The sequence below is a fragment of the Roseococcus sp. GW821-FHT12F05 genome (genome assembly GCF_058806835.1).
On sequence record NZ_JBXAQB010000017.1, the window covers coordinates 16,398 to 41,422 of the forward strand.

25 protein-coding genes are annotated in these 25,025 nt (G+C 70.2%); 14 read left to right on the forward strand and 11 right to left on the reverse strand.

Features of this window, described 5'->3' with window-relative positions; all coding sequences use genetic code 11:
- Positions 1-49: 49 nt before the first annotated feature.
- Positions 50-889, forward strand: coding sequence for a bifunctional methylenetetrahydrofolate dehydrogenase/methenyltetrahydrofolate cyclohydrolase FolD (gene folD / locus AC1ROY_RS28620; RefSeq protein WP_493152338.1), 840 nt, complete (start codon positions 50-52; stop codon positions 887-889).
- On the opposite strand, the gene AC1ROY_RS28625 is transcribed toward folD, so the two are convergent.
- Positions 886-1,290 carry a hypothetical protein gene (locus AC1ROY_RS28625; RefSeq protein ID WP_493152339.1) on the reverse strand — a complete coding sequence of 135 codons (405 nt, stop codon included), beginning with the start codon at positions 1,288-1,290 and terminating at the stop codon, positions 886-888. The genes folD and AC1ROY_RS28625 overlap by 4 nt on opposite strands.
- A gap of 72 nt (positions 1,291-1,362) precedes the next feature.
- On the opposite strand from AC1ROY_RS28625, the gene AC1ROY_RS28630 reads away from it, so the two are divergent.
- The 7 genes from AC1ROY_RS28630 (at position 1,363) to AC1ROY_RS28660 (ending at position 6,635) form a co-directional block, all read left to right on the forward strand.
- Positions 1,363-2,211 carry a DMT family transporter gene (locus AC1ROY_RS28630; RefSeq protein WP_493152481.1) on the forward strand — a complete coding sequence of 283 codons (849 nt, stop codon included), beginning with the start codon at positions 1,363-1,365 and terminating at the stop codon, positions 2,209-2,211.
- Positions 2,212-2,230: 19 nt separating this feature from the next.
- Complete coding sequence (gene coaBC, locus AC1ROY_RS28635) at positions 2,231-3,412, forward strand: bifunctional phosphopantothenoylcysteine decarboxylase/phosphopantothenate--cysteine ligase CoaBC (RefSeq protein ID WP_493152340.1); 1,182 nt, start codon at positions 2,231-2,233, stop codon at positions 3,410-3,412.
- Positions 3,409-3,852 (forward strand): dUTP diphosphatase, encoded by a 444-nt coding sequence (gene dut / locus AC1ROY_RS28640; protein ID WP_493152341.1) that lies wholly within the window; start codon positions 3,409-3,411, stop codon positions 3,850-3,852. Before coaBC ends, dut begins: the two co-directional genes overlap by 4 nt.
- A gap of 181 nt (positions 3,853-4,033) precedes the next feature.
- Complete coding sequence (locus AC1ROY_RS28645) at positions 4,034-4,510, forward strand: hypothetical protein (protein ID WP_493152342.1); 477 nt, start codon at positions 4,034-4,036, stop codon at positions 4,508-4,510.
- Positions 4,511-4,556: 46 nt separating this feature from the next.
- Complete coding sequence (locus AC1ROY_RS28650) at positions 4,557-5,354, forward strand: HesA/MoeB/ThiF family protein (RefSeq protein ID WP_493152343.1); 798 nt, start codon at positions 4,557-4,559, stop codon at positions 5,352-5,354.
- Entirely contained in the window at positions 5,351-5,722 is a 372-nt protein-coding gene (locus AC1ROY_RS28655) for a DsrE/DsrF/DrsH-like family protein (protein ID WP_493152344.1), read from the forward strand. The genes AC1ROY_RS28650 and AC1ROY_RS28655 overlap by 4 nt, the downstream gene beginning before the upstream one ends.
- Before the next feature lie 55 nt (positions 5,723-5,777).
- Entirely contained in the window at positions 5,778-6,635 is an 858-nt protein-coding gene (locus tag AC1ROY_RS28660; protein WP_493152345.1) for an SH3 domain-containing protein, read from the forward strand.
- On the opposite strand, the gene AC1ROY_RS28665 is transcribed toward AC1ROY_RS28660, so the two are convergent.
- A complete protein-coding gene (locus AC1ROY_RS28665) occupies positions 6,628-7,908 on the reverse strand; it encodes a bifunctional folylpolyglutamate synthase/dihydrofolate synthase (RefSeq protein ID WP_493152346.1) in 1,281 nt (426 codons plus the stop codon). The two genes, AC1ROY_RS28660 and AC1ROY_RS28665, sit on opposite strands and share 8 nt — an antisense overlap.
- Positions 7,909-8,070: 162 nt before the next feature.
- Complete coding sequence (gene accD / locus AC1ROY_RS28670) at positions 8,071-8,943, reverse strand: acetyl-CoA carboxylase, carboxyltransferase subunit beta (RefSeq protein ID WP_493152347.1); 873 nt, start codon at positions 8,941-8,943, stop codon at positions 8,071-8,073.
- A gap of 231 nt (positions 8,944-9,174) precedes the next feature.
- Here accD and AC1ROY_RS28675 point away from each other — a divergent pair, with 231 nt between their 5' ends.
- Positions 9,175-11,073 (forward strand): transglycosylase domain-containing protein, encoded by a 1,899-nt coding sequence (locus AC1ROY_RS28675; protein WP_493152348.1) that lies wholly within the window; start codon positions 9,175-9,177, stop codon positions 11,071-11,073.
- A gap of 3 nt (positions 11,074-11,076) precedes the next feature.
- A complete protein-coding gene (locus AC1ROY_RS28680; RefSeq protein WP_493152349.1) occupies positions 11,077-11,382 on the forward strand; it encodes an AzlD family protein in 306 nt (101 codons plus the stop codon).
- Positions 11,383-11,678: 296 nt separating this feature from the next.
- Here AC1ROY_RS28680 and AC1ROY_RS28685 read toward each other — a convergent pair whose 3' ends face one another.
- Together AC1ROY_RS28685 and AC1ROY_RS28690 are read right to left on the reverse strand one after the other, a co-directional pair.
- A complete protein-coding gene (locus tag AC1ROY_RS28685; protein ID WP_493152350.1) occupies positions 11,679-12,569 on the reverse strand; it encodes a DMT family transporter in 891 nt (296 codons plus the stop codon).
- Positions 12,570-12,650: 81 nt separating this feature from the next.
- Positions 12,651-13,601, reverse strand: coding sequence for an alpha/beta hydrolase (locus AC1ROY_RS28690; RefSeq protein ID WP_493152351.1), 951 nt, complete (start codon positions 13,599-13,601; stop codon positions 12,651-12,653).
- Positions 13,602-13,690: 89 nt separating this feature from the next.
- Between AC1ROY_RS28690 and AC1ROY_RS28695 the strand changes: the two genes are divergently transcribed.
- Positions 13,691-14,284, forward strand: coding sequence for a TetR/AcrR family transcriptional regulator (locus AC1ROY_RS28695; protein ID WP_493152352.1), 594 nt, complete (start codon positions 13,691-13,693; stop codon positions 14,282-14,284).
- Between the two features lie 254 nt (positions 14,285-14,538).
- Here AC1ROY_RS28695 and AC1ROY_RS28700 read toward each other — a convergent pair whose 3' ends face one another.
- The gene (locus AC1ROY_RS28700; protein WP_493152353.1) at positions 14,539-16,800 is read right to left on the reverse strand and encodes a mechanosensitive ion channel domain-containing protein; all 2,262 of its coding nucleotides are present in this window, start codon (positions 16,798-16,800) and stop codon (positions 14,539-14,541) included.
- Positions 16,801-16,896: 96 nt separating this feature from the next.
- Here AC1ROY_RS28700 and AC1ROY_RS28705 point away from each other — a divergent pair, with 96 nt between their 5' ends.
- Positions 16,897-17,085, forward strand: a complete 189-nt coding sequence (locus AC1ROY_RS28705; RefSeq protein WP_493152354.1) for a twin transmembrane helix small protein — start codon at positions 16,897-16,899, stop codon at positions 17,083-17,085.
- A gap of 28 nt (positions 17,086-17,113) precedes the next feature.
- Here the strand turns inward: AC1ROY_RS28705 and AC1ROY_RS28710 are convergent, their stop codons facing one another.
- From AC1ROY_RS28710 to AC1ROY_RS28730, 5 genes are all read right to left on the reverse strand, one after another.
- Positions 17,114-18,535, reverse strand: coding sequence for a TRAP transporter large permease (locus AC1ROY_RS28710; protein WP_493152356.1), 1,422 nt, complete (start codon positions 18,533-18,535; stop codon positions 17,114-17,116).
- 167 nt (positions 18,536-18,702) lie between these two features.
- A complete protein-coding gene (locus AC1ROY_RS28715; RefSeq protein ID WP_493152357.1) occupies positions 18,703-19,236 on the reverse strand; it encodes a TRAP transporter small permease in 534 nt (177 codons plus the stop codon).
- A gap of 13 nt (positions 19,237-19,249) precedes the next feature.
- Entirely contained in the window at positions 19,250-20,218 is a 969-nt protein-coding gene (locus AC1ROY_RS28720) for a TRAP transporter substrate-binding protein (protein WP_493152358.1), read from the reverse strand.
- Between the two features lie 195 nt (positions 20,219-20,413).
- Complete coding sequence (locus tag AC1ROY_RS28725; RefSeq protein WP_493152359.1) at positions 20,414-20,851, reverse strand: CBS domain-containing protein; 438 nt, start codon at positions 20,849-20,851, stop codon at positions 20,414-20,416.
- Between the two features lie 144 nt (positions 20,852-20,995).
- Positions 20,996-22,756 (reverse strand): glucan ABC transporter ATP-binding protein/ permease, encoded by a 1,761-nt coding sequence (locus tag AC1ROY_RS28730; protein WP_493152360.1) that lies wholly within the window; start codon positions 22,754-22,756, stop codon positions 20,996-20,998.
- A gap of 186 nt (positions 22,757-22,942) precedes the next feature.
- Between AC1ROY_RS28730 and AC1ROY_RS28735 the strand changes: the two genes are divergently transcribed.
- Both AC1ROY_RS28735 and AC1ROY_RS28740 read left to right on the forward strand, forming a co-directional pair.
- Positions 22,943-23,971 (forward strand): Bug family tripartite tricarboxylate transporter substrate binding protein, encoded by a 1,029-nt coding sequence (locus AC1ROY_RS28735; RefSeq protein WP_493152361.1) that lies wholly within the window; start codon positions 22,943-22,945, stop codon positions 23,969-23,971.
- The gene (locus tag AC1ROY_RS28740) at positions 23,968-24,972 is read left to right on the forward strand and encodes a Bug family tripartite tricarboxylate transporter substrate binding protein (protein ID WP_493152362.1); all 1,005 of its coding nucleotides are present in this window, start codon (positions 23,968-23,970) and stop codon (positions 24,970-24,972) included. Before AC1ROY_RS28735 ends, AC1ROY_RS28740 begins: the two co-directional genes overlap by 4 nt.
- Positions 24,973-25,025 lie beyond the last annotated feature (53 nt).

Here is a 25,025-nt window from a genome sequence, read left to right on the forward strand (position 1 = left end):
ATCCCGGCCTCGATGTACGGAGCGCGCTTGCACGCGGAGGGCTGAAGCGATGACGCAGATACTGGATGGCAAGGCAGTCGCTGAACGGCTGCGCGGAAAGCTGGCGGAGCGGATCGCGGTTCTGTCCTTCAAGCCTGGCCTCGTCGTGGTCCGCGTGGGCGAGGACCCCGCCAGCGGCGTCTACGTCCGCAACAAGGACCGCGCCGCCACCCAGGCCGGCTTCGCCTCGCGTACCCGGCACCTGCCGGAGGAGACCACCGAGGCCGCACTGCTGGCCGAGATCGCCGTGCTGAACGCCGATCCCGAGGTGGACGGCATCCTCGTCCAGCTTCCCCTGCCGAAGCACATCCGCTCTGAGATGGCGATCGCCGCCGTCGACCCGGCGAAGGATGTGGACGGCTTCCATCCGATGAACGCGGGAAAGCTCGCCTCCGGCCTGCCGGGGCTGGTCCCCTGCACGCCGCGTGGCGCCATGCACCTGCTGGCCGAGGCGAAGGCGAAGCTGCCGGGCGCCCGCGCGGTGGTGGTGGGCCGCAGCCAGATCGTGGGCCGGCCCATGGCGCAGCTCCTGCTGGCCGCCGACTGCACGGTGACCATCGCCCATTCGCGCACGGCGGACCTGCCCGGCGAGTGCCGCCGCGCCGACATCCTCATCGCCGCCGTGGGCCGGCCGGAGCTCATCCGCGGCGACTGGATCCGCGAGGGCGCTATCGTCATCGACGTGGGCATCAACCGCATGCCCGACGGCAAGCTCAAGGGCGACGTGGCCTATGACGAGGCGCTGCCGCGCGCGGCCGCCATCACGCCCGTGCCGGGCGGCGTCGGGCCGATGACCATCGCCTGCCTGCTGGAGAACACGCTGGAGGCGGCGCTGGCGCGGCGCGGCTAAAGCGGGTTCACGAGCCCGACCCAGCAGAACCAGCCGACCGCCGGCGCTCCGATCATCGCGCCCCAGCCGAAGGGCTTCTCGCCCTGTCCGGGCACGAGGCGACCGTAGAGACCGGCGCCGATGATGACGGCACAGAAGATCAGGATCACGGCCAGCATCGCCTTGAAGGTCAGCGTGCCGATGAGGTCGAACCAGCCGGCGCGGGCATCGAGCCAGCGGTCCACCGCGTCCGGGTCGAAGCCCAGCAGCACCAGCGCCAGGCCGATGAGGAAGAAGGCCAGGATGAGGAAGAGATAAAGGCCCGAGGCCGGGCTGCCGGGCCGCAGACCCCCGCCCCCATCGACCCAGCTCCGGCGGCAGATGTTGCAGAGCCCGCCGATCCAGCCCGCGATCCAGCGCATCCCCCCTCCAATCTCGACGCCGCCTCGGCCGCCCCGCAGGATAGGCGAAACGACGGAACGCCTGTCATCAACCTGCTCCTCGCCACCGCCTATGTCCTGCTCTGGGGCTCGGCCTTCAACGCCGCGCGCGTCATCGCGCTGGAATGGCCGCCGCTTTGGGCGCTGCTGATCCGCTTCGTCGGCGTGGTGCCGCTGCTCTGGCTCCTGGTGCGCTGGCGGGGCGCATCCATGCCCGCTGCCGGCGACCGCTGGCGGGTCGTGGTCATGGGCGTGCTGGGCATGGGCGGTTACCTGGCCTGCGCCTGGGTGGCCTCGGCGCATGTGCCCTCGGGGCTGGTGGCGCTGCTGGCCGCGGTCTCGCCGCTCTTCGTGGGACTCGGCGAGCGGCTGCTGGGCAAGCGCCTCGCGCCGATGGCCTGGGCCGGGCTGGGCCTCGGCTGGCTGGGCGTCGCCACGCTCGGCCTGATGCGCTCGGCCGACGGGCTGGAGGCGGCGGAGGCCTGGGGCATCGGGCTGGCGCTGCTGGGCGCGCTGCTCCAGGCGGTGGGGGTGCTGAGCTACGCCCCGGCGCGGGGCCGGATCGACCCCTGGGCGACCAATTTCACCCAGAGCATTGCGGCGACAGCGCTGATGGTCCTGCTCGTCGCCGCCTCGGGCGAGCCGCGGCCGGCCACGGCGAGCTGGCCCGTGATCGGCGCGCTCGCCTATGTGTCGCTGCTGGTGGGGATGGTCGGCTACGCGCTGTTCTTCATCGTGATCGGGCGGTTCGGCGCCTCCAACGCGGCGGCGCTGCAGCTGCTGGCCCCGCCGGTGGCCGCGGTGATCGGCTGGGCGCTGCTTGGCGAGCGGCTGGCCTGGGGCGACCTGCTGGGCGGGGCCATCACCCTGGCCGGTCTTCTGCTCATGTTCCGCGCGCGCTGAGGCTGGGTTAGGCTCGATCATGCTCCATGGCCGAAAGATCCTTCTGATCGTCTCGGGCAGCGTTGCCGCCTTCAAGGCGCTGATGCTGGTCCGGCTCCTGCGCGCGGAGGGCGCCACGGTGCGCGCGGTGCTGACGGCGGGCGGGGCGCGCTTCGTGACGAAGGAATCGCTGGCCGCCATCACCGGCGAGCACGTTTCGGACGATCTCTGGGCCGCCGAGAGCGAGATCGGCCATATCCGCCTGGCGCGCTGGGCCGATGCGGTGGTGGTGGCGCCGGCTTCGGCGAGCCGGTTGTCGCAGATGGCGCAGGGCTTCGCGGAGGACCTGGCCGGCTGCGTGCTGCTGGCGACGCGGGCGCCCGTCCTGGCGGCGCCGGCGATGAACCCGGCCATGTGGGCGCATCCGGCAACGGTCGCGAACGTGGCCCTGCTGAAATCGCGCGGCATCCGCTTCGTGGGGCCCGGCGAGGGCGCCATGGCCGAGCCGGAGAGCGGCCCGGGCCGGCTCTCGGAGCCGGAGGAGATGGCCGCGTCGATCCGCGCGCTCTTCGCCGACGGGCCGCTCAAGGGGAGGCATGTGCTGGTCACTGCCGGACCGACGCAGGAGCCGATCGACCCGGTGCGCTATATCTCCAACCGCAGCAGCGGCAAGCAGGGGCACGCCATCGCGGCGGCTTTGGCGGCGCTGGGCGCGCGGGTGACGCTGGTGACCGGGCCGGTGACGATCCCGGTCCCTGATGGCGTCGAGGTGAAGCGCATCGAGACGGCGCGCGAGATGCTGGCCGCCTGCGAGGCCGCGCTGCCGGCCGACGCCGCCATCTTCAACGCCGCTGTCGCCGACTGGCGGGTGGCGCATGAGGCGGATCAGAAGATGAAGAAGGAGCCGGGGTCCGGTGCGCCGACGATCGCCATGACGCTCAACCCCGACATCCTGGCGACCATCTCGAAGCACGCCGTGCGCCCGAATCTGGTCGTCGGCTTCGCGGCGGAGACCGAGCACGTGATCGAGCACGCACGGCAAAAGCTGGAACGGAAGGGCTGCGACTGGATCGTGGCGAATGATGTCTCGGGCGACGTCTTCGGCGGCGGCGAGAACACCGTGCACCTCGTGAGCGCCACGGGTGTGGAGGATTGGCCGAGGATGCCGAAGGAAGAGGTGGCGTCGCGGCTTGCCGCGCGCGTGGCGGAGTTTTTCCGGTGAAGGTTCTGATTCAGCGCCTTCCGCATGCCGAGGGCCTGCCGCTCCCGGCCTATGCCACCGAGGGCGCGGCGGGCATGGACCTGCTGGCGGCCAAGGCGATGACCGTCCCGCCCGGCGGCCGTGCCCTGGTGCCGACCGGCCTCTGCATCGCCCTGCCCGCGGGCTACGAGATGCAGGTCCGTCCGCGCTCCGGCCTCGCGCTGAAGCATGGGATCACCCTGCCCAACGCGCCGGGTACGGTGGACGAGGATTACCGTGGCGAGGTGGGCGTGATCCTGCTCAACACCGGCTCCGAGCCCTTCGAGATCGCCCGTGGCGACCGTATCGCCCAGGCCGTCTTCGCGCCGGTGACGCGGGCGGAATGGGAAGAGGTGGTGGTGCTGCCGGAGACGCAGCGGGGGACGGGCGGGTTCGGAAGTACAGGCAAGTCCGTATTGTAATTTATATTTACATGGAGAAATATACTGGAGGATCAACCTTACGGGGAAGGAAAGATCCAAAAGAATATTTCGTATTTTCGGCCTATTGGGCCTTTTGATGACTTCGGCGTGCGCCACCATCACATCCGGCACGTCACAACCGATTACCGTCACGAGCGAGCCCGCGCAGGCGGTGTGTGAGATGCAGCGCGACGGAGCCTTGGTGGGGGCTGTGAGCGTGACACCGGGAACTGTCACTGCGAGCCGCTCGTCCCGGAACATTTCCGTTCGCTGCGAGCGCTCCGGATATCAGCCCGGCTTCACCACCGTGCCGGCCAACTTTCAGGCCATGACCCTTGGCAATCTTCTCGTCGGAGGAATCATCGGGGTGGCGGTTGATGCGGCGTCGGGGGCAATCGGAGAATATCCCGCGAGCGTTCATGTCACGCTTGCAATAGCCCAGGCCGGCGTTGGCGGTAATTGCCATGATGCGCGGCGCCGCGAAATCGGGGCTCAGGCGGATGAACGGATCGTGGCTGTTCGTGCCGCTTGTACGGATAGACCTGCCACAAGCGGTGCACCGACGAGCTGCGACCTGGCGGTCAACTCGATCAATTCGCAGCGCGAGAATGAGCTCCGCCTTCTCCAAGAACAGATGGCCAGGACGCCCCCGACGTGATCGCCATGGGGTGGTCGCGTCCTGTTTTCGGCACCATATCCCTCCCATGGACCTCGATTTCACCGAAGACGAGCTGCATCGCTACTCGCGCCACATCCTCCTCAAGGAGGTCGGCGCGATCGGCCAGGCGAAGCTGCGCGCGGCGCGGGTGCTCATCGTCGGCGCCGGCGGGCTGGGGTCGCCGCTGGCGCTCTATCTCGCTGCGGCCGGCGTCGGCACGCTCGGCCTCGTGGACCACGATGCGCTGGAGCTTTCCAACCTCCAGCGGCAGGTCGCGCACAGCACCGCGCGCATCGGCCAGAACAAGACCGACAGCACCGCCGTTGCGCTCCGCGAGCTCAACCCCGACGTCCGGCTCGAGCTCCACACCCGCCGCATGGATCGCGCCGCCGCCGAGGAGCTGATCCCGCAATACGACGTCATCTGCGACGGCACCGACAATTTCCCGACCCGTTTCCTCCTCGGCGACGCCTGCCACCTGCTGAAGAAGCCCCTGGTCAGCGCCGCCGTGCTCCGCTTCGAGGGCCAGCTCTCCGTCTTCCGAGCGCATGAGGGCCCGCCGCATCCCTGCCACCGCTGCCTCCACCCGGAGATGCCGCCGGAGGGCATGGTCCCCACCTGCTCGCAGGCGGGCGTGCTCGGCGCTGTCGTGGGCGTGATGGGCACGCTCCAGGCCACCGAGGTGCTGAAGGTGATCCTCGGCATCGGCGAGGACATGTCCGGCCGCCTGCTGCTCTGGGACGCGCTGGACGCCCGCTTCCGCATGGTGAAGCTGCGCCGCGACCTGGAATGCGCCCTCTGCGGCGGGAACGCCACGATTCACGACCTCTCGGCGCATCAGTGAACCCGCTGGGAATCCTGCTCATCTCGGGCGGGCATGAGCGCGGGCACTATGCGCTGATGCTCGCCACGGCCGCCGCCGCGATCGGCCGGACGGTGACGCTCTTCGCCACCAATGCCGGCTGCCGCCTGCTGCTGAAGGATGCGCCCCTCGAACGCGATGGGCGGGAGGACAAACTTTCGCAATCCGGCGTGGCGACGCTCGCCGAATTGATGGAGGCCGCGCAGGCCCTCGGCATCCGCATGATCGCCTGCGAAGCCGGGCTGCGCGCCGAATCGCTGGCGGAGCAGCCCCTCGCCGAGGGGGTCGAGGTCGCCGGCATTGTTACCTTCCTGGGGGCCGTGGGCCCCGGACAGGTCATTTCGCTCTGACCTCCCTTCCTCTGGCCCTTGACCCGGCGCGGCCGGGCGCGGCATCGAAGGGGAGATGAGGGCCCGCTTCGCCATCGCGATCTTTGCGCTCGCCGGTGCCGTCGGCACCACGGGCCTTGCCCCCGCGCAGACCAGCCTGGGCGGCTCGCAGACGCTTGCGCCGCCGCGCGCGGCCGGAACGCCGCCCGCTTCGCCAGCACCCGCCGCCACGCCGGCCCCGGCCCGCCCGGCCCAGGCGCAGCGGCCGGCGACGCCGGCGCGCCCCACCCAGGCCCAGCGCCCCGCCTCCGGCCAGCGTCCCCAGGCGCAGCGGCCCGCCACGCCGCAGACCGCGGCCCAGCGCCAGGCCGCCGAGCGTCAGCGCCGCGCCGCCGCCCAGGCAGCCGCCGCGGCGGCTGCAGCAGCAGCGGCCGCGGCAGCCGCCGCCGCCGCGCAGGTCCCGCCGCCCGCGCCCGAGCCGCAGCCGACCATCGGCAGCGTCACCGGCCTGCCCATGCCGCGCTTCGCCGCGCTGCGCTCCAACGACGTGAACCTGCGCGTCGGCCCCGACCGCCGCTATCCGGTCGAGTGGCGCTACCAGCGCGCCGACCTGCCCGTGCAGATCATCCGCGAGCACGACCAGTGGCGCCGCATCCGCGATCCGGACGGGACGGAGGGCTGGCTGGCCGCCTCCAACCTCCAGCCCGGCCGCCGCACCTTCATCGTCCGCGGCGAGGCCACGGCCGAGATCCAGCTCCGCCGCCGCGCCGAGGACGGCGCCGCCCCGGTGGCGCGACTCCGCCCCGGCGTGATCGGCCGCATCCGCGGCTGCGACGCCGGCAGCGCCTGGTGCGAGGTACAGGTCCAGGACCGCCGCGGCTACATCAAGCGGTCCGAGATCTTCGGCGTGATGCCGGACGAAGAGATCAAATAGCCGGCAGCGCCTCGTCCAGCTTCAGGACCTCGCCCGCGAGGTAGAGGCTTCCGCAGATCAGGATCCGGCCCGGCGCTTCCTCCGTCACGATCCGCGTCAGCGCGGACCGCACATCCGGCCCCGGCCGGGCCACGCCGCCGCTGGCCGCGACGATCTCGTCCACGGACATCGCCAGATGCTGCCCGGGCTCCTGCACGGCCGTGATGCTGTCCGCCAGCGGCAGCAGCGGCGCCAGGAATCCCTCGGCCGTCTTGCCCTGCTTCATGCCGACCACGAGATGGACCGGCTTGTCGGTCCATTCGGCGAGCGTCTCGGCCAGCGCGGCGCCGGCGCCGGCATTGTGGCCGCCGTCGAGCCAGAGCTCCCAGGGCGGCGGCGGGACCAGCGCCCCCCGCAGCCGCTGCATCCGCGCCGGCCACTCCGCGGCGGCCACCCCGCGGGCGATGGCCCGGTCGGTCAGCCAGATGGGGTTCCAGGCACGCATCGCCGCGACCGCGATGCCGGCATTGTCGGGCTGGTGCGCCCCGCGCAGCCCCAGCGGCGGCAGCGCCAGACGGCCCTTCGCGTCCCGGAAGAGGTAACCGTCCTCCTCCATCGGGGTGATCCACCACTCGGCGTCCCGGGCCAGCAGAGGCGAGCCCAGCGCGGCCGCGCAGGCGGAGATGACGCTGGACGCGGCCGGGTCCTGCCGGCCGGTCACGCAGGGGATTCCGGCCCGGATGATTCCGGCCTTCTCGAAGGCGATCTTCTCCAGCGTGTCGCCCAGGAAATCCATGTGGTCCATGGAGACGCTGGTGATCGCGGTGATGGCCGGCGCCGGGACCACGTTGGTCGCGTCGTAGCGGCCGCCGAGGCCCACCTCCAGCACCAGCATGTCCGCCGGCACGCGGCTGAACAGCAGCAGCGCGACCGCGGTGGTGATCTCGAAGACGGTGATGGCATCGGCGCCGTTCACCTCTTCCACTTCCTCGAGCGCGGCGACGAGGAACTCCTCCGCGACGAGCCGGCCCGCGAGGCGGATTCGCTCGTGGAAGCGCACGAGGTGCGGCGAGGTGTAGACATGCACGCGCCGCCCGGCCGCCTCGCCGATGGCGCGCAGGAAGGCGCAGGTCGAGCCCTTGCCGTTGGTGCCGGCGACATGGACGACCGGCGGCAGCTTCCGCTCCGGATGGCCGAGCTTCTTCAGCAGCTTCTGAAGGCGCCCCAGGCTGAGGTCGATCAGCACCGGGTGCAGCGCGTGGAGCCGGTCGATGATCTCTTCCGAGCGGGACACTATGCTGCCCTCAGACGCCGGGCGGTTGGGGCAAGCAGCCCCAACCCGGCGGCTTGGCTTCGCCGCGCCACTGGAACGCCGAGCCGGGAAGTGGAGTGGGCGGCGCCGGCCGCGGTCGCGGCCGGATGCTGGGCGAGCGGCACTTTGGCTTGCGCAACCATCTCAAGCCGCCGCCGGCGTGGGTTCCCCTTCGGCGTCGCGCAAAAGTCTGATCAGACGGCCAAGCGTCGCGCGCATCTCGCCGCGCTTCACCACCATGTCGAGGATGCCGTGCTCCAGCAGGTACTCGGCCCGCTGGAAGCCCTCGGGCAGCTTTTCGCGGACGGTCTGCTCGATCACGCGCGCGCCGGCAAAGCCGATCAGCGCGCCGGGCTCGGCGATCTGGATGTCGCCCAGCATGGCGAAGCTGGCCGTTACGCCGCCCGTCGTCGGATCGCAGAGCACCACGACGAAGGGCAGGCCGGCATCCTTCACCATCTGCGTCGCGATCACGGTGCGCGGCATCTGCATGAGGCTCACGGCGCCCTCCTGCATGCGGGCGCCGCCGGAGCTTGCGAAGACGATCAGCGGCGCGTCCTGCAGGACGGCGAGCCGCGCGGCGGTCACGATGGCCTCGCCCACGCCCGCGCCCATGGAGCCGGCCATGAAGGCGAATTCGAAGGCCGCGACGACGGCGCGCTGCGCCTCGATGTTTCCGTGCCCCACCAGCACCGCGTCATCCATGCCGGACTTGGTCTGGGCGTCGCGCAGGCGCTCGGAATAGCGGCGCTGGTCGCGGAAGCGGAGCGGATCGGCCGGGGCCTTGGGCAGCTCGATCTTCTGCCAGCCTTCGTCCAGCGTCGCATCGAGCCGCTGCCGCGCCGAGAGTCGCATGTGATGGCCGCAATGCGGGCAGACGCGGAGGTTCTTATCCAGGTCCGTCTGGAAGATCATCTGCTCGCAGGCGGGGCATTTGTGCCAGAGGTTCTCCGGCACCTCGCGGGAGCCGAAGAGCGTCTTGATCTTGGGCAGCGCCCACTCGGAAATCCAGTTCATGTATCTTTGCCCTCAGGCGCCTGGCGCCGGCTCCACCGGCCTGGTTTCGCGCCCGTCAAGGCGCGCCAGGCTGGGAGGTCGGTCGCGGCGCGCCGGCCGCAGTCATGGCCGGATGCTGCATCGTGGTTCGCGACCTGACATGACCGCGCTTGGCGTGCGGGTCAAGCGATGTTGCGAGTCAGGCGCAACGCGGCGCTACAACCCGCGACATGCCCGTGCTAGGGAGAGCTCATGCCTCGAGTGGCGGCCGCACGGCTGCGTCCCGCGGCCCCTAGCCCTCGCGCCACCCCCCGGCTCGAACGACGGCCCCCCCCGAGCGGGCCACATCCCAGCGGGCCCCCCGCCCGCGCCGCGACGCCGGCCCGCCGAAGCCTCGGCGGCCGGCTTTTCCGGCTGGGCGTCATCCTGGCGATCTGGGGCGCCTTCGCGCTGGCCACCGTGCTGCTCTGGTTCACCTGGGACATGCCGCGCACGGATTCGGCGCTGGAGCATCAGCGCCGCCCCAGCGTCACCCTCCAGGCCAGCGACGGCGGCCTGCTCGGCACGCAGGGCGACCTCTATGGCGAGACCATGCGCCTGCGCGACATGCCCGCTTATGTCCCGGCCGCGCTGCTCGCCATCGAGGACCGCCGCTTCCGCAGCCATTTCGGGCTGGACCCGATCGGTCTCGCCCGCGCGATCTACCGCAATTTTTCCGCGGGCGACGTCGTCCAAGGCGGGTCCACCCTCACGCAGCAGCTCGCAAAAAACCTGTTCCTGAGTCCGGCGCGCAGCACGCGGCGCAAGGTGCAGGAGGCGCTGATGGCCCTCTGGCTGGAGCACCGCTTCACCAAGGACCAGCTGCTCGAGATCTACCTGAACCGCGTCTACCTGGGCGGCGGCGCCTACGGCATCGACGCGGCGGCGCGACTCTATTTCGGCGTCTCGGCGCGGCGTCTGACGATTCCGCAGGCCGCCATCCTGGCCGGCCTCCCGCAGGCGCCCACACGCTACAACCCGCGCTCCAACCCCGACGCCGCCATGGCCCGCGGCCGCGACGTGCTGGCCGCCATGCGCGACACCGGCGCCATCACCGGCGAGCAGGCGGCCCAGGCGGCCGAGGAGATGCGCATCCCGCCGCGCCCCTCGCGCAACGGCGGCTGGTTCGCCGACTGGCTCTTCGAGGACATCCCCGACGCCTTCCCCGGCAGCGCCGACCTCGTGATCCGCACCACGCTCGATCCGCGCTGGCAGAACGCCGTCGAGTCGCGGCTGGCCACGCTGCTCGACGGGCCGGGGCGCCAGGCGCGGGTGGGCCAGGGCGCGGTGATCGTCATGGACGCCGGCACGGGCGCCGTCCGCGCCATGGCCGGGGGGCGCGACTTCCAGCGGTCCCCCTTCAACCGCGCCACCGACGCGCGGCGGCAGCCGGGCTCCACCTTCAAGGCCCTGGTCTATCTGGCCGCGCTGGAGCACGGCGCGAGCCCGGGCGATTCCGTGAGCGACCTGCCGATCGGCTCCGGCCGCTGGTCGCCCTCCAACGGGCATTGGCGCTCGCGCGGGTCGATCACGCTGGAGGAGGCCTTCGCACAGTCGGTGAACACCGCGGCCGTGCGCGTCATGCAGATGGGCGGCGGGCCGCGCGCGGTGGCCGAGGTCGCGGGGCGGCTCGGCATCCGCGGGCGTTTTCCGACCGACGGCTCGATCGCGCTCGGCACCGGCGAGGTGACGCTGATCGACCTGGCCGCCGCCTATGCCACCATCGCCAATGGCGGGCGCCGCGTGACGCCCTACGGCATGGCGCGCGTCGAGGCCGAGGGCCGCGTGGTCGGCGCGCCGCGGGCGGAGGCGCCGCAGGTCATCACCAGTTCCAACGCCGAGCAGATGCGTCAGATGATGTCCGCCGTGGTGCGCTACGGCTCCGGCCGCGCGGCGGCGGTGCCAGGGCTGGCCGTCGGCGGCAAGACCGGCACCACGCAGGACTACCGCGACGCCTGGTTCCTGGGCTTCGTGCAGCTTCCTTCCGGGCCCGTCGTGATCGGGGTATGGCTCGGCAATGACAACAACGTCGGCATGGACGAGATCTCCGGCGGGTCGCTCCCGGCCCGGCTGTTCCGGGAGATCGTCGAGGCGGCGCGGGCCGCTCAGTAGCCGATGACCCTGCGCTGGGACGTGCTGCTGGCCATCCTGGGGATGGCGCTGTCCACCTATCTGCTCCGGGCCGGCGGCTACGCGCTGCTCCGTGCCTTCCGGCCGACCCCCTTCGTGACCGCGATGCTGAGCCACATGCCCGGCTGCATCTTCGTGGCCTTCGTGATCCCGGCGCTCGTCATCGGCGGGCCGACGCAGATGCTGGCGGCGGCCGGCGTGGTGGGCGTGATGATCGGCACGCGCAGCTACATGCTGGCGATCGGCGCCGGCGTGGCGGTGATCTGGCTGATGCGGCAGCTGCCGGCTTGAGTTTCGCCGACGCGGCGCTTCGAGTCCCGGCGCATGGACTTGGATGGCTGCGGCCTGGGGCAAGGCTCTGCCGAGAGCCACCTTCTCCAATCTCTTCGGATTGCCGGGATCATGTATCCAAATGGCAGGTGCTGACCGAAAGCGGAGCGACCGCTTTCGGTGGGTGAGGCAAAGAAGCGGACATCGACGTTCAGACCGGCTCTGACCCTAACCAGACCAAACGCCATCTGGCGCATGTGCTGTGATGGAGAGCAGACGTGGAAGCTCTTCGCGCGGGCACCGATGCCCCGAGGGCTCTAGGACATGCGTGTGGGAGCCGTGCTTGAGCGCGGATGTCGGTCACGCGCGGGGCGCTGTGAGATCGCCACGCCAGCGATGCAGATGGCCGCTCCCGCGACGAGCGTCGAGGTGAGTGGCTCGTGCCGGAAAATCACCCCAGCGGCAATCGCGAAGGCGGCCTGCAACAACGTGTAGGGCGCCACCTGCGCCATCGGGCGCCGCGCGAGCAGCCAGAACCACAGGCCGAAGCCGCCGATCCCCCCCAGCAGCACCGTATAGGCAAACGCCAGCCACGCCGCGCGATCCGCGGTCGCCAGCGCGTTCATCTGCCCCGCCTCGATGAAGGCCGATACGAACCAGACCTGCGGCACCGTGAACAGCGACATCCACGCCATCAGCCTCATGGAATCCAAGGGGCCGTAACGCTTGGTCAGCACGCTGCCGGTCGCGAGCGCCAGGGCCGATCCGAGGACCAGGAGCGTCGGGACGATCGGGACGGCGACCGTGGGATCGGCCACCGCCAGGGTCACGCCGGCCAGGGCGATCAGGACGCCGGCGGCGACGCGCCGCGACGGCCTCTCCCCGAGCAGGGGCCATGCCAGGACCAATGCGAAGGGCGACCACAGCTGGTTGGCGAGGCCGGTCACGCTCGCCGGTGCCCCGGTGAGGCCGACGAAGACGAGGCCGAAGTTGAGCCCGCCGATGAAGATCGAGATGAGGAGAAAGACGCCCAGTTCATGCCTGGAGGGCCGTCCGACGAAGGGCAGCAGGATGGCGGCGACGACCGCGAAGCGCAGACCGACGAAGAAGAGGGGCGGGAAGACGGCCAATCCCGCCTTGATGACGGCGTACTGCACCCCCCACAGGAGCGGCACAAGCACGGCGCAGAGAATCTCCAGCGGAGCCATCGCATTCCTTTCGGGGCACGTCGGTCCCTGGACGGTCGGAGCGTCGGCCTGCGCGCTCGCTCGTCCCTTCACGGTCAGGCCTCAGCTGGCCGCGGTCACGAAGGCGGCGAGCTCAAGCCCGAAGCGTGTCGGCTCCTCGTAGAACGGGCTGTGCCCGCTCTCACCGAACACGGACAGGCGGCTTTCCGGTTTGAGCGACCGGATGCGCTCCGACATCGCCAGGCGAACGAGGCGGTCATGCGCGCCGTGCGTCAGCAGGATCGGACCCTCGTATGCCGCGAATACAGGCTCGAGATCGGTGGTCGCGGTCTGCACAAAGCCCTCGTTCGCCGCACGTGCTGCCATGCCGTTGACGACGAGCATCCGCTGGAGCTCGGCGCCGCTTGGCGGCTGGTGAAAGCAGGCGGCAAGAAACTCCGCCGTCGCGGCGACACGCGTCGCCAGGTCATGCGAGGTCGCGGTGCCGGTGAAGTCACCGGCCAGCGGCGTGAGCAGGTCCGGCGACAGCTTGCTGACCGCGTCGACCAGGTTGACGCCGGCGATGCCGGAGCCGCCATGCTTGCGCAGGTACGCTCCAGCCACGTAGCCACCAAGCGACCAGCCCACGAGGACAGGGCGGCGCAGCTTTGTCGCCGCGATCACGGCCGCGACATCGTCGGCCCAGCAGTCAGCGTCGGAATAGGCCTCCAGAGCGCTGGGCTTGTCGGAGTCTCCGTGCCCGCGCAGGTCGAAGCGAACCGTCCGGAAGCCCGCCAATGCCGGATCGGCGAACTGCTTGTCCCAGCTCAACCCGCTCTGACGCAGACCGTGGATGAAGAGGATCTCCCGCGCGGCGGGGGCGCCCTTTGCCTCGGCCGCCAGCACCGTGCCGTCGGCCGAGCGGACGGAGAACAAATCGCGGTCAGCGCCCGTGCCGTCGGGTGCTTCCCTGCCGGCTGACGCATGCGCCTGAGCCGAAGCATCCTCGGGCTGCAGGGCTGCCGCGCCGAAGGCGGCGGCAACGGTCATGAAATGGCGGCGGGTATGATCCATGAGGCGAGCCCTATTGTTTAATGATCGCTATTCAATCTCCTTGACGGGGCATGTCAAGCTGTAGTTTAGTGGTCGCTATGGAACGGGGTGTGAAGTCACGCGGCGGACGGCCGTGGAGCTTTGATCGGGATGCGGCCATCGAAACCGCCATGCTGCTGTTCTGGCGCCATGGCTATGAGGGCGTGTCGGTCGGAGACCTGACGAAGGCGATCGGGGTCGCGCCGCCGAGCCTGTATGCCGCCTTCGGCAGCAAGGCCGGCCTCTATCAGCAGGCGATGAAGCGTTATGAGGAGACGCTGGGCTGCCTGGATCTGGCGCTGATCGGATCGGCGAAGTCGCTGCAGGAAGCGGTGCGTTTGCTGCTCGAGGGTGCCGTCAGGAACGTCACGCAGCGCGAGCATGAACGCGGCTGCATGATTTCGAGCGGCCTCGTGGCCTGTCACCCTGAACATGCCGCGCTCGCCCGCGATGCCGCCGCGCGGCGGGAGGCGCTACGCGGGAGGATCGTGCAGGCCCTTTCCTCCTTTGCCGAAGAGGATCAGGTCCAGCGGCTGGCCCGGCATCTGGCTGCGGTCATGCAGGGGATCTCGATCCAGGCGCGCGACGGCGTCGTATCGTCGGAGCTGCAGGGCATCGTCGAGGACGTCGTCGCCGGCGTTGCTGCACGCTTTCCTCAGGATTGAGAGCGTCGAGCAGGAACGAGAGGAAGCTCGACATCCATTCAGGGCTGTAGGTCACCGTCTGCCTTGCTGCGTTCCGGCACATAGGCGGATCGGCAGCTCTCCATCCTCCTCGGCCATCCGCAGGTCCGAAGCTCGCATCTGCCTCTGGAAGGTCAAAGGTGCCACGGGGATGACCGACGTGGGCGCAAAGCGGATCTCGATGCGAAAAATGTTAAGCCGCTTTCTCCCAGGCCGGCCTTCCGATCGGTTTTCCCCTAAGCCGGCGCCGTCTCCGGAATGGGCGGCTCCGGCGGCGCCTTCGCGAAGAACAGCCGCAGCCCCGCCGCGTCGCAATGCTGCTTCATCCGCCGGTTCAGCTCGCGCGCCACGGCCCAGCGCCGCGCCGGCGGCGTCATGATCCGCGCGCGCATGAACACGCCCATGTCGGTCATCTTGTCGACGCCCATGACCTCCAGCGGCGCCAGGAGCTGCGGCGCCCAGGCCTCGTCCTCGCGCATGGCCTCGCCCACCTGGCGCAGGACCATCACCGCCTTGTCCGTATCCACGGAGTAGTCGAGCGCGACGTCCACCACCGCGTAGCCGAAGTCGCGCGTCTGGTTCGTCACCGTCGAGACCGAGCTGAAGGGCACGATGTGGATGGACCCGTCCAGCGCCCGCAGCCGGATCGAGCGGATCGAGAGCTGCTCGACCGTCCCCGACAGCCCGCCGACGGTGACCGTGTCGCCGACCGTCACCGCGTCCTCCAGCAGGAGAAAGATGCCGGTGATGACGTCGCGCACCAGCGTCTGGCTGCCGAAGCCGATGGCGAGACCGACGACACCGGCACCGGCCAGCAGGGGCGCGACGTTGATGCCGACCTCGGTCAGGAAGGTGATGCCCACCACCACCAGCAGCACGCCGGCGATGGCCGTGCGGAGCATGGGCAGCAGGGTGCGGACCCGCGCGCTGCGGGCCGCCGAGCCGTCCTTCGGCAGGGCCTTGAGCTGGCGCTGGATGGCGGAATTCGCCGCCTCCCAGGCGATGAGCGCGACCGCCGCGGTGATCCCGATGGTCGCGGCGCCCGAGACCAGCCGCCCGCCCCAGCGCCCCGGCTGGAACCAGGAGAGCGAGTGCAGCCCCCAGGCCTCCAGCAGCAGCACGACGACCACGGCCGTGATGATGGCCGAGACGATGGTGCGCAGCGCCGGCAGGTAGCGGTTGGCCCGCGCCTCCAGCCCGGGATACTTGCCCGAGAGCTCGGTGCTGACGCGGAACAGCCAGTCGAGCAGCCGGCGCGCGCCCTCGTCGAGCAGCTTGCCGCCCACGACGATGGCGATGGTGGTCGCCGAGGCGCCGAACAGCCGCTCGAAGCCGCGGTCGATGTCCAGCGCCCAGACCGACCACGCCGCCAGCAGCCAGAGGATGATGATCACGTGCCAGGCCTGGGCCAGCCGGTTGCGCGCCGCGCGCATCCAGCGGCGGCTCGCGGTCGGCTGGTCGTCCTCCGCGAGCGCCGGGGCGTCCAGCAGCTGCGCGACCGAGCCGCGATTCTGCATCACGACGACGGCGACCAGCATGGTCAGCACCAGCAGGCCGAAGCGCCAGATCGTCTGGTGCGCGCCATAGGGCAGGCCGAAGAGCATCGCCGACTCGGCCAGGGTGTAGAAGAGCACGCCGGTCAGCGCGAGGCGGCGCAGCCAGAGCATCGCATAGGCGGCCGTCTCGTCGTCGCAGGCGGCGAGGCGCAGCCGCGCATGGCTTGGCGCGAAGAACATCCGCCCCACGGCCATGATGGCGCGGGCGCTCATATAGGCGAAGACGACCTGCTCCATGATCAGGCGGTTGGACGGCCAGAGCGCGTAGGCATCCACGACGGCGATCGCGAAGAGGCCGAATCCCAGGATGGGAACCATGTCGAGCGCGAGGTGGGCCAGCAGGTAGGGCAGGCTGCGGAAGCGGCGCATCGGCCCCTCCACCGCCTCCACGCGCAGCTCGAGCATCCGGTGTGGCCGGCGCGTGGCGTAGCGCAGGACCCGCTCGATCACGATGCCGCCGACCAGGACCAGGGCCAGCTTCCAGGCCAGGTTCAGGACCTGCGCCTGCAGGCGCTCGTCATAGGTCAGCCGGCTGAACCAGTCGCCGACGGCGCTGAGCTCCGTGGCGGCGGAGAGGCGCGAGAGGATGTTCTCCAGGAAGGCGGCGAGCCGCTGGCCGACGCCGGTGACGATCTCGGCGGGGACGGAGGCGGGCTCCTCGGCGGCCGGGGCAGGGGCCGGCGCGGCCGCAGGGGCGCCGGCACCGGGCGAGGTCTCCAGGGCGCGGATCAGCGCGGCGCGGCGGCTCTCGTCGCGCAGGATCTCCAGCAGGGCGCCCAGCTCGGCCTGGGTGTCGGCCGAAGGCGCTGCGGGTGCCGCCGCCGCGGGGGCTGGCGCCGTGGCTGCCGGGGGCGGAGCGGCCGGCGCGGGCGCGGCGGGCGTCTGCCCCAGGGCCGGAAGGGCCAGGAGCAGGGCGAGGAGGGGCAGGAGTCGACCGAACATGCCCCTGGTTTTGGGCCCTGGGGGGCTGAGGTCAAGTTGCCAGGCTGTCACGGCCGGACGGTTGCCGGGGCCGGCCCGCATGCCCACAATGACGGGATGAAGACATTCTTCACCATTCTGGTGATCGCCTCGATGGCGGCGACACTCGGTGTCCTGGTCGCCGGCATGATCGGCATGGCGCGCGGCGTGTCGGGCCAGACCTCGCAGAAGCTCATGCGGTATCGCGTGCTGCTGCAGGGACTTACGCTCGTCCTGTTCGCGCTCCTGATGATGATCTGGAAGTAGCGGGGGGCCGAAACCCCTCCGCGACCAACTACCGGCTGAGCAGCCAGTCCGGCAGGCCCGTGACCAGCGTCACCGGGAAGAGCGTGATCAGCACCACCGTCACCACCAGCATCAGGAAGAAGGGCATCGAGGCGCGTGCGACCTCGAATTGTTCCTTCCCAGTCATGGTTTGCATGACAAAAAGGTTGAACCCCACCGGCGGCGTGATCTCCGCGATCTCGACCAGCAGCACGATGAAGATGCCGAACCACACCAGGTCGAAGCCCGCATGCTGCACCAGCGGGATCACGATGGAGGTCGTCAGCACGATCATCGACACGCCGTCCAGCGCCGTGCCCAGCAGCACGTAGACCACGGTCAGGATGGCGATCAGCCCGTAGGGGCCGAGATTGAGATGCGCCACGCCCTCGGCGAGCGCCGCCGGGATGCCCGTCAGCGCCATCGCCTTGGTGAGGAAGGCCGCGCCCGCCAGGATGAACATGATCATGCAGGAGAGGCGCGTCGCGCCCTTCACGCTGTCCAGAAAACTCTGCCAGGTCAGCACGCGCTCGCCGGCGGCGAGGCCGAGCAGCGCGAAGAAGGCGATCGGCCAGAACTGCGAGAAGGGGATGAGCCCGGTCGCCCAGGCGATCAGGTCCAGCGCCAGCAGGCCGAGCCCGGTCCAGCGCCCCGCCGCCATGAGCAGCGAGCCGAGCACGCCGAAGGCCGCGGCCTCGGTGGCGGTCGCCCAGCCCACGAACATCGTGCCGATGACGACCACGATCAGCACCGCGCAGGGGATGAGCTTGGAGCTCTGCCGCATCTTCTCGCCGAAGGAGATGCGCGGCTCGGGCGCCGGTTGCTTCTTCGGGTTGAGCAGCGCCCAGACCACGATATAGGCGCTGAACAGCAGCATCACGATCAGCCCGGGCAGGCAGCCCGCGATGAAGACGCGCACGATCGAGACCTCGGCCGCCACCGCATAGACCACCATGATGATCGAGGGCGGGATGAGGATGCCGAGCGTGCCCGAGGTGGCCAGCGAGCCGATCGCGACATCCTCGTCGTAGCCGCGCTTCTTCAGCTCCGGCAGCGCGATCTTGGAGACGGTGGCGCAGGTCGCGGCGGAGGAGCCAGAGACCGAGCCGAAAATGCCGCAGGCCAGGATGTTCACGTGCAGCAGCCCGCCGGGGATGCGCCGGACCCAGGGGGCGAGGCCGTTGAACAGCTCTTCCGAGAGCTTGGTGCGGAACAGGATCTCGCCCATCCAGACGAACATCGGCAGGGCGGCCAGCGTCCAGGAGCCGGTGGCCTCCCAGAAGGAGGAGGCGAGGTAAAGGCCGGGCGACGGGTGCGCCGCCGCCATGGCGACATAGCCCACGGCGGCGAGCGACATGGAGATCCAGAGGCCGGCGCCCAGCAGCAGGCAGAGCAGGACCAGCAGGAGCAGCGCGAAGGTGAGGAGGTCCATGTCAGGTCCTATGGGCGGTTGCCGCTGCGAGCGGACCGGTGAGGGATTTTTCGTTCCTGGCGCCAGTCCGAGCGCCGCCGATGCCGGCTGCATCGGCCAGCGAGGGCTGGCGCCAGGGGCGGAAAAGACCCGCCGGACCGCCGCATCGGCAACCGCCCATAGGACCTCTAGACCTCTGCCGAGAAGTCGCCGGCGGCGGCCCGTTCCTCGGCGGCGCGGACATAGGAGGGGATCGCTCCCTTCAGCACCGCGACGAACTCGTCGACGATCGCGATCAGCAGGATGCCCGAGCCGAGCGGCATGGCCAGCTTCGGGATCCAGAGCTGGAAGGGCACCGTGCCCTGCGCGACCTCCTCGATCTCCCAGGAGAACATCACGTCCTGCGCGGTCCAGAACGCGATATAGCCGACGAGCAGGGCGGCCAGCGCCAGCACCAGCAGCTCCATGATCCGGCGGGCACCCGGCCCGAGCCGGTCGAGCACCATGCCGACGCGGATCAGCTCGCCGCGCTTGAAGGTGGCGCCGAGCGCGAAGAAGGTGGTCGCGACGCAAAGATAGGCGCTGAGGTCGTCGGCGCCCGGGAGCTGATGGTTCGTCTCGCGCAGCGCCACCTGCGCCATCATCACGACGAAGATGGTGAACAGCGACAGCGCGGCGAAGCCGGCGCTGGCGGCGTAGAGGGCGTCCAGCGCACGGCGCATGTTGTGACGACCCTCAGGCGCGATAGGCCGCGATCAGCTTCTGCCCGTCCTCGCCGGTGCGCGAGACCCACTCCTCGGTCATCTGCGCGCTGATGCGGCGCATGCCCTCGACCAGCTCGGGCGTCGGTTGGGCGATGGTCATGCCGCGCTGGCGCAGCGTGGCCTCGGTGGTGGCCGTGGCCTCCTCCGCCATCTGGTAGCCGCGTGTCTCGGCGGCGGCGGCGGCGGCGGTGACGGCGGCCTTCGCCGCGGCGGGCAGGGCGTCGAAGACGCGCTTCTGCACCATGATGGCGTTGCGGGTGAAGGTGAAGCCGACGGGGGTGAAGACGCGGCAGTAGTCCCAGGCCTGGGTGTCCACGCCGGTCTGCGCGGAGGTGACCATGGCGTTCACCACGCCGGTGGCGAAGGCCTGCGGCACCTCGGCCTGCTGGACCAGCGTCGCATTGGCGCCGATCAGCGCGGCGAAGCGGTTGGTCATGACGTTGAAGGTGCGGAACTTCGTGCCGCGCAGCCCTTCGAGCGAGGTCAGCGGCGCGTTGGTGTAGAAGCCGCCCGGGGGCCAGGGCACCATGTAGAGCAGCGTGATGCCCTGCCGCGCCAGGCGCGCCTCGATATAGGGCTTCGCGAGGTCGGACAGGCGCTTGGCGGCTGCGAAGTCCGGCACCAGGCTGGGGATGCTGTCGACCTCCAGGAAGGCGTCCTCGTTGCCGTAGGCGGAGAGCAGGATCTCGCCGAGCTGCACCTGGCCCGTCTGCACGCCGCGCTTGATCTGGCCCATCGGCAGCAGCGCGGCGTTCGAGTGGAGCTGCACCGCGACATCAGCCTTCTGCAGGTCCGCAAGGAACAGCTGGATGTTGCGCGTGTGGAAATTGCCGTCCGGGTAGGCGGTGGCCATCTGCCAGCGCGTCTGCGCCCGCGCGAGGCTGGGCGCGAGCGGGGCGGCGGCAGCGGCGGCCATGAGGGCGCGGCGGGTCACGGTCATGGGTCGGGCCTCTCCGGGATTTATTTGCGGCCGGATCATCGGCCGAGGCCTGACGCCGATGCAAGCCCGGCGTTCCCTGTCTTATCCGTCGCTTGGCGCGGTTTGCCCGTGCGGCAGGCACAGCCGCACGGGGTTTGGCGTGAACTCGCGCTAAAGCGGGACCGGTCTTGCCAGGTCGCGCTTCGGCGCTTTGCCTTAGCCGGCGGTCGCGACGTAGAGCTTGAGCTCCTCCGTCTCCTGCTCCGCCTCGGCGATGCGCGCCTTCACGAGGTCGCCGATCGAGACCATGCCGGCCAGCGCGCCGTCCTCGTCGAGGACCGGCAGGTGGCGGACGCGGCGGTCGGTCATCATCCGCAGCGCGTCCTGGACGGTGCTGCTGGGCGTGACGGTGTGCAGCACGCGGGTCATGAGCTGGCCCGCGGTCATGCGCATCACCGGCTCGCCGACGCCGGCCATGGCGCGCACGATGTCGCGCTCGCTGACGATGCCGAGCACGGTGCCGTCCGGCTCGACGACGAGCACGGCGCCGATGCGGTGCTGCGCCAGCGTGCGCGTGATGGAAGCCACGCAGTCGTCCGTGCGGACGGAAATGATCTGGCTGCCTTTTCCACGCAGGATGTTCTGGATCACCATGAGCTTTCCTCCTTCATCCCCCTTTGAGCGCCCCTGGGGCAAGGAATTGCCTTGCTGTAAGGTTGCGCCCTTGCCCGTGTGGGTTGCAACGGAAAGCGTTGCTGCAGCGCGGCATCGCTTTGCGATGCAACGGAATATTTTTTCTCAGCCCGCCGTCGTCCCGGTGAGCTGCGTCCGCACCAGATCCGCGAAGCGTCCGTTCAGCGCGATCAGCCCGGAGAAACTGCCGCGCTCGACGATGCGGCCCAGGTCGAAGACCAGGATCTCGTCCGCGTCGCGCACGGTCGAGAGCCGGTGCGCGATGATGAAGGTCGTCCGCCCCGCCATCAGCGCGCGCAGCGCCTTGGCGACCTTCGCCTCCGTCGCGGCGTCCAACGCCGATGTCGCCTCGTCCAGGATCAGCACCGGCGGGTCCTTCAGCAGCGCCCGCGCGATCGAGAGCCGCTGCCGCTGCCCGCCCGAGAGCGTGGCGCCGCGCTCGCCCACCATGGTGTCGTAGCCGTTGGGCTGGCGGATGATGAAGTCGTGCGCCTCGGCCATGCGGCAGGCGCGCTCGATCTCCTCCTGCGTCGCGCTCGCCCGGCCGACCAGCAGGTTGTCGCGGATGGAGCGGTTGAACAGCATGCTCTCCTGGAAGACCACGCCGATGTTGCGGCGCAGGCTCTCCAGTGTGATGTCGCGCAGGTCCACGCCGTCCAGCGTGACGCGCCCTTCGGTCGGGTCCCAGAGCCGCTGGAGCAGCTGCATGGAGGTCGTCTTGCCCGCGCCGGTGGCGCCCACCAGCGCGACCGTCTGGCCGGGATGGGCCACAAGGTCGATGCCGCTCAGGATGCGGCCGCTGTTGGGGTAGGAGAAGCCGACGCCCTCGAACCGCACCTCGCCCACCGCGCGGCCGATGTCCCTCGCATCCGGCCGCTCGGGCACGGTGCTGACCGTGTCCAGCACTCGGAAATACTGCCGCAGCGAAGGCGCCTGGAACAGCATGTGCGAGACGAAGCCGACCGCGCCCTCCATGCGCGAGACCAGCAGCGTCGCGAAGCCCATGAAGCTCACGATGTCGCCCACGGTGGCCTTGCCCTGCAGGTGCAGCAGCGTGCCCAGCATGAAGATCATGATGACGGTGATGGTGCTCGAGGCGCGCGTCAGCACATTCACCACGGCCCACCAGTTCAGCACGGGGAACTGGTGGTCCAGCACCTGGCGCATGATGTCGCCGAACATCTTCGCCTCGCTGTTGAGGCGCGTGAAGGACTGCACCACCACCACGTTGGACAGCGCGTCCTGCGCCGAGCCCGCGAGCTGGGTGTGGAACTCCTCCACCTTCATCTGCGCCGTCTGCGTCTTGCGGATGACGAAGGCCGTCAGCGCCGTGAAGACGACGACCAGCCCGATCAGCAGCAGCCCGAGCCGCCAGTTCAGCGAGAGCGTCAGAGGCAGCAGCACGAGCGCGCTGACCACCGTGATGAGGTGCTCGCGGAAGAAGGCGAGCCAGAGGCCGAAGAGGTTGTCGGTGCCGACCAGCATCACCTTCATCAGCCGGCCCGACTGCACGTCGCCGTGGAACTCCAGCGGCAGCGCGAGCACGTGCTGGAAGTAGCGCGACATCATCAGCAGGCGGTTGCGGTGCGCCATGCGGTCCGCGAGCAGCGAGACCGCGACGTTGGCGCCGATCGAGGAGAGCCCCACCGTCGCCCAGATGGCGAGCAGCGTGTAGGCGGCAGACCAGACGTCCGCGACCGCCATGCGGTCCGCCCTGGAGAGCAGGTCGATGACGCGGCCGAACAGCACCGGCTCCAGGAACTGCAGCCCGGCCAGCGCGATGGCGGCGGCGGTGAGGCCGAAGGCGACCCACTTGTCGGGCCGCAACAGCGCCAGAACGCGCCAGTAGAGATGGAGAAACGCCATCGGCCTTTATCCTGAACGGCTTCGAACACTGCCTGTAGCGACCATGGGGCGACGCGCAAGCCTGTCCAGGGTTTCGACTATGGGAGGAACCGTCGCCGCCGAAGCGGGTTGCATCCCCTTCACGCTTGAACGTGGCGCGGCGCCGGTCCAATCTCCTCGACAAAGATACAAATTGGAGACGTTCAGATGCTGCTTCCGCGCCCTTCGCGCCGTGCCGTGCTTTCGGCGACGTTCCTCGCCCCTCTGGCTTCGCCTTTCCTCGGTACGCTGCCGGCGCGTGCGCAGGGCACCTGGTCGCCCAGCCGGCCCATCCGCCTCGTGGTCGGCTTCACCCCCGCCGGCACGACCGACATCGCGGCGCGCCTCCTGGTCGAGCCGCTGTCGCAACGGCTGGGCCAGCAGGTGGTGATCGAGAACCGACCCGGCGCCGGCGGCAATGTGGGCGCGGACGTGGTGGCGAAGGCCGATCCCGACGGACTCACCATCCTGATGCAGACGATCAGCTCGGGCGCCATCAACTACCAGCTCTATGGGCCGCGCATGCCGTACAAGCCGGAGGACTTCGCCGGCATCAGCCTCGTCATCCGCGTGCCCAACGCGATCTTCGTGCACCCCGCCGTGCGGGCGAACACGCTGGAGGAGCTGGTGGCGCTGGCCAAGGCCAATCCGGGCAAGCTCAACATCGGCAGCAGCGGCGTCGGCACCTCGCTGCACATGACCGGCGAGCTGCTGAAGCTCGCCGCCGGCATCGACCTGACGCATGTGCCTTTCCGCGGCGCCGGTCCCATGCTGCAGGAGATGATCGCCGGCCGCATCGAGGTCGGTGTCGACAACCTGCCGAGCGTCATCAACCACCTGCGCGAGGGACGTCTGCGGCCGCTCGCCGTCACCACCGCCACGCGCAGCCCGCAGCTGCCGAACGTGCCGACCACGGCCGAGGCGGGCCAGCCGGGCGTCGAGGCCACCGCCTGGTTCGGCCTGGTCGGGCCGGCGCGCATGCCGCGCGCGGCGATCGAGCGCATCAACCGCGAGGTCGAGGCGATCGTCGCCGAGCCCGCCATGTGGGCGAAGTTTGCGGACCTCGGCGGTATGCGCGCCGACCTCGCCCCGGGCGGCGGCAGCACGCCGGAGAACTTCGACACCTTCATCCGCAACGAGATCGCCAAGTGGAGCGACGCCGTCCGCCGTTCCGGCGCGACGGTCGAAGGGTCGTGAGTCTCCTCGCCCCTCGCCGGGCCGTCCTCGCGGCGGGCCTGCTCACGCCCGCGGTGCTGCGCGCCCAAGGTGGAGCCCAGGGGACGTGGTCGCCCACGCGCCCGCTCCGCCTCGTCATCCCCTTCCCGCCGGGCGGCACGACCGACCTTGTCGGCCGCATGGTGGCCGAGCGGCTGGCGCCCAAGCTGGGCCAGCCCGTGGTGGTGGAGAACCGGCCCGGCGCCGGCGGCAACCTTGCCGGCGAGGTGGTGGCGCGCGCGGAGCCGGACGGCACCACGCTGCTCTTCACCTCGATCGGCACGGGGGCGATCAACTACTCGGTCTATGGCGCGCGCATGCCGTGGAAGCCCGAGGACATGGCGGCGGTCGGCCTCGTCACGCGCATGCCCAACGTGCTGATGGTCGCGAACCGCATGCCCGTGATGAACATGACGCAGTTCCTCGACTTCGCGCGGGGACGGCAGGGCGAGATCACCTACGGCACGGCTGGCATCGGCAGCAGCCCGCATGTCTGCATGGAGCTGCTGAGCCAGATGACCGGCATCCGGCTGGTGCACGTGCCCTTCCGCGGCTCGGGCCCCATGCTGACCGAGCTGATGGCCGAGCGCGTGGATTGCGGCATGGACAACATCCCCTCCGCGCTGAACTTCATCCGCGAGAACCAGGTGCGGGCGCTGGGGATGAGCGGCGCCTCGAGGGCCAGCGTCGTGCCGAACGTGCCGGTGATCGCGGAGAGCATCCCGGGCTTCGAGGCGACGGCCTGGTTCGGCGTGCAGACCTCGGCGCGATCCCCGCGCGCGGCGATCGCGCGGATCGGCGCCGAGATCGACGGCATCGCGCGGAACCCAGCCTTCCGGGCACGGCTGGCGGAATTCGGCGCGGACGGGCCGGGCCTCACGCCCGAGGGCGGCAGCACTCCGGCGGCCTTCGAGGCCTTCCTGGTGGCCGAGATCCGGAAATGGGCCGAGGTGGTGGAGAAGGCGAAGCTGACGGCGACCTGATATGCGCCGCCGGCCGATGGATCGGCTGACATAACGGGGATATCAGGCCGGGA

Coding starts and splice junctions, on each gene's coding strand:
- folD (WP_493152338.1), top strand. CDS start 50: ATGACGCAGATACTGGATGGCAAGGCAGTCGCTGAACGGCTGCGCGGA.
- AC1ROY_RS28625 (WP_493152339.1), bottom strand. CDS start 1,290: ATGCGCTGGATCGCGGGCTGGATCGGCGGGCTCTGCAACATCTGCCGC.
- coaBC (WP_493152340.1), top strand. CDS start 2,231: ATGCTCCATGGCCGAAAGATCCTTCTGATCGTCTCGGGCAGCGTTGCC.
- AC1ROY_RS28645 (WP_493152342.1), top strand. CDS start 4,034: ATGCAGCGCGACGGAGCCTTGGTGGGGGCTGTGAGCGTGACACCGGGA.
- AC1ROY_RS28650 (WP_493152343.1), top strand. CDS start 4,557: ATGGACCTCGATTTCACCGAAGACGAGCTGCATCGCTACTCGCGCCAC.
- AC1ROY_RS28660 (WP_493152345.1), top strand. CDS start 5,778: ATGAGGGCCCGCTTCGCCATCGCGATCTTTGCGCTCGCCGGTGCCGTC.
- accD (WP_493152347.1), bottom strand. CDS start 8,943: ATGAACTGGATTTCCGAGTGGGCGCTGCCCAAGATCAAGACGCTCTTC.
- AC1ROY_RS28675 (WP_493152348.1), top strand. CDS start 9,175: ATGCCTCGAGTGGCGGCCGCACGGCTGCGTCCCGCGGCCCCTAGCCCT.
- AC1ROY_RS28680 (WP_493152349.1), top strand. CDS start 11,077: ATGACCCTGCGCTGGGACGTGCTGCTGGCCATCCTGGGGATGGCGCTG.
- AC1ROY_RS28685 (WP_493152350.1), bottom strand. CDS start 12,569: ATGGCTCCGCTGGAGATTCTCTGCGCCGTGCTTGTGCCGCTCCTGTGG.
- AC1ROY_RS28690 (WP_493152351.1), bottom strand. CDS start 13,601: ATGGATCATACCCGCCGCCATTTCATGACCGTTGCCGCCGCCTTCGGC.
- AC1ROY_RS28700 (WP_493152353.1), bottom strand. CDS start 16,800: ATGTTCGGTCGACTCCTGCCCCTCCTCGCCCTGCTCCTGGCCCTTCCG.
- AC1ROY_RS28705 (WP_493152354.1), top strand. CDS start 16,897: ATGAAGACATTCTTCACCATTCTGGTGATCGCCTCGATGGCGGCGACA.
- AC1ROY_RS28710 (WP_493152356.1), bottom strand. CDS start 18,535: ATGGACCTCCTCACCTTCGCGCTGCTCCTGCTGGTCCTGCTCTGCCTG.
- AC1ROY_RS28715 (WP_493152357.1), bottom strand. CDS start 19,236: ATGCGCCGTGCGCTGGACGCCCTCTACGCCGCCAGCGCCGGCTTCGCC.
- AC1ROY_RS28720 (WP_493152358.1), bottom strand. CDS start 20,218: ATGACCGTGACCCGCCGCGCCCTCATGGCCGCCGCTGCCGCCGCCCCG.
- AC1ROY_RS28725 (WP_493152359.1), bottom strand. CDS start 20,851: ATGGTGATCCAGAACATCCTGCGTGGAAAAGGCAGCCAGATCATTTCC.
- AC1ROY_RS28730 (WP_493152360.1), bottom strand. CDS start 22,756: ATGGCGTTTCTCCATCTCTACTGGCGCGTTCTGGCGCTGTTGCGGCCC.
- AC1ROY_RS28735 (WP_493152361.1), top strand. CDS start 22,943: ATGCTGCTTCCGCGCCCTTCGCGCCGTGCCGTGCTTTCGGCGACGTTC.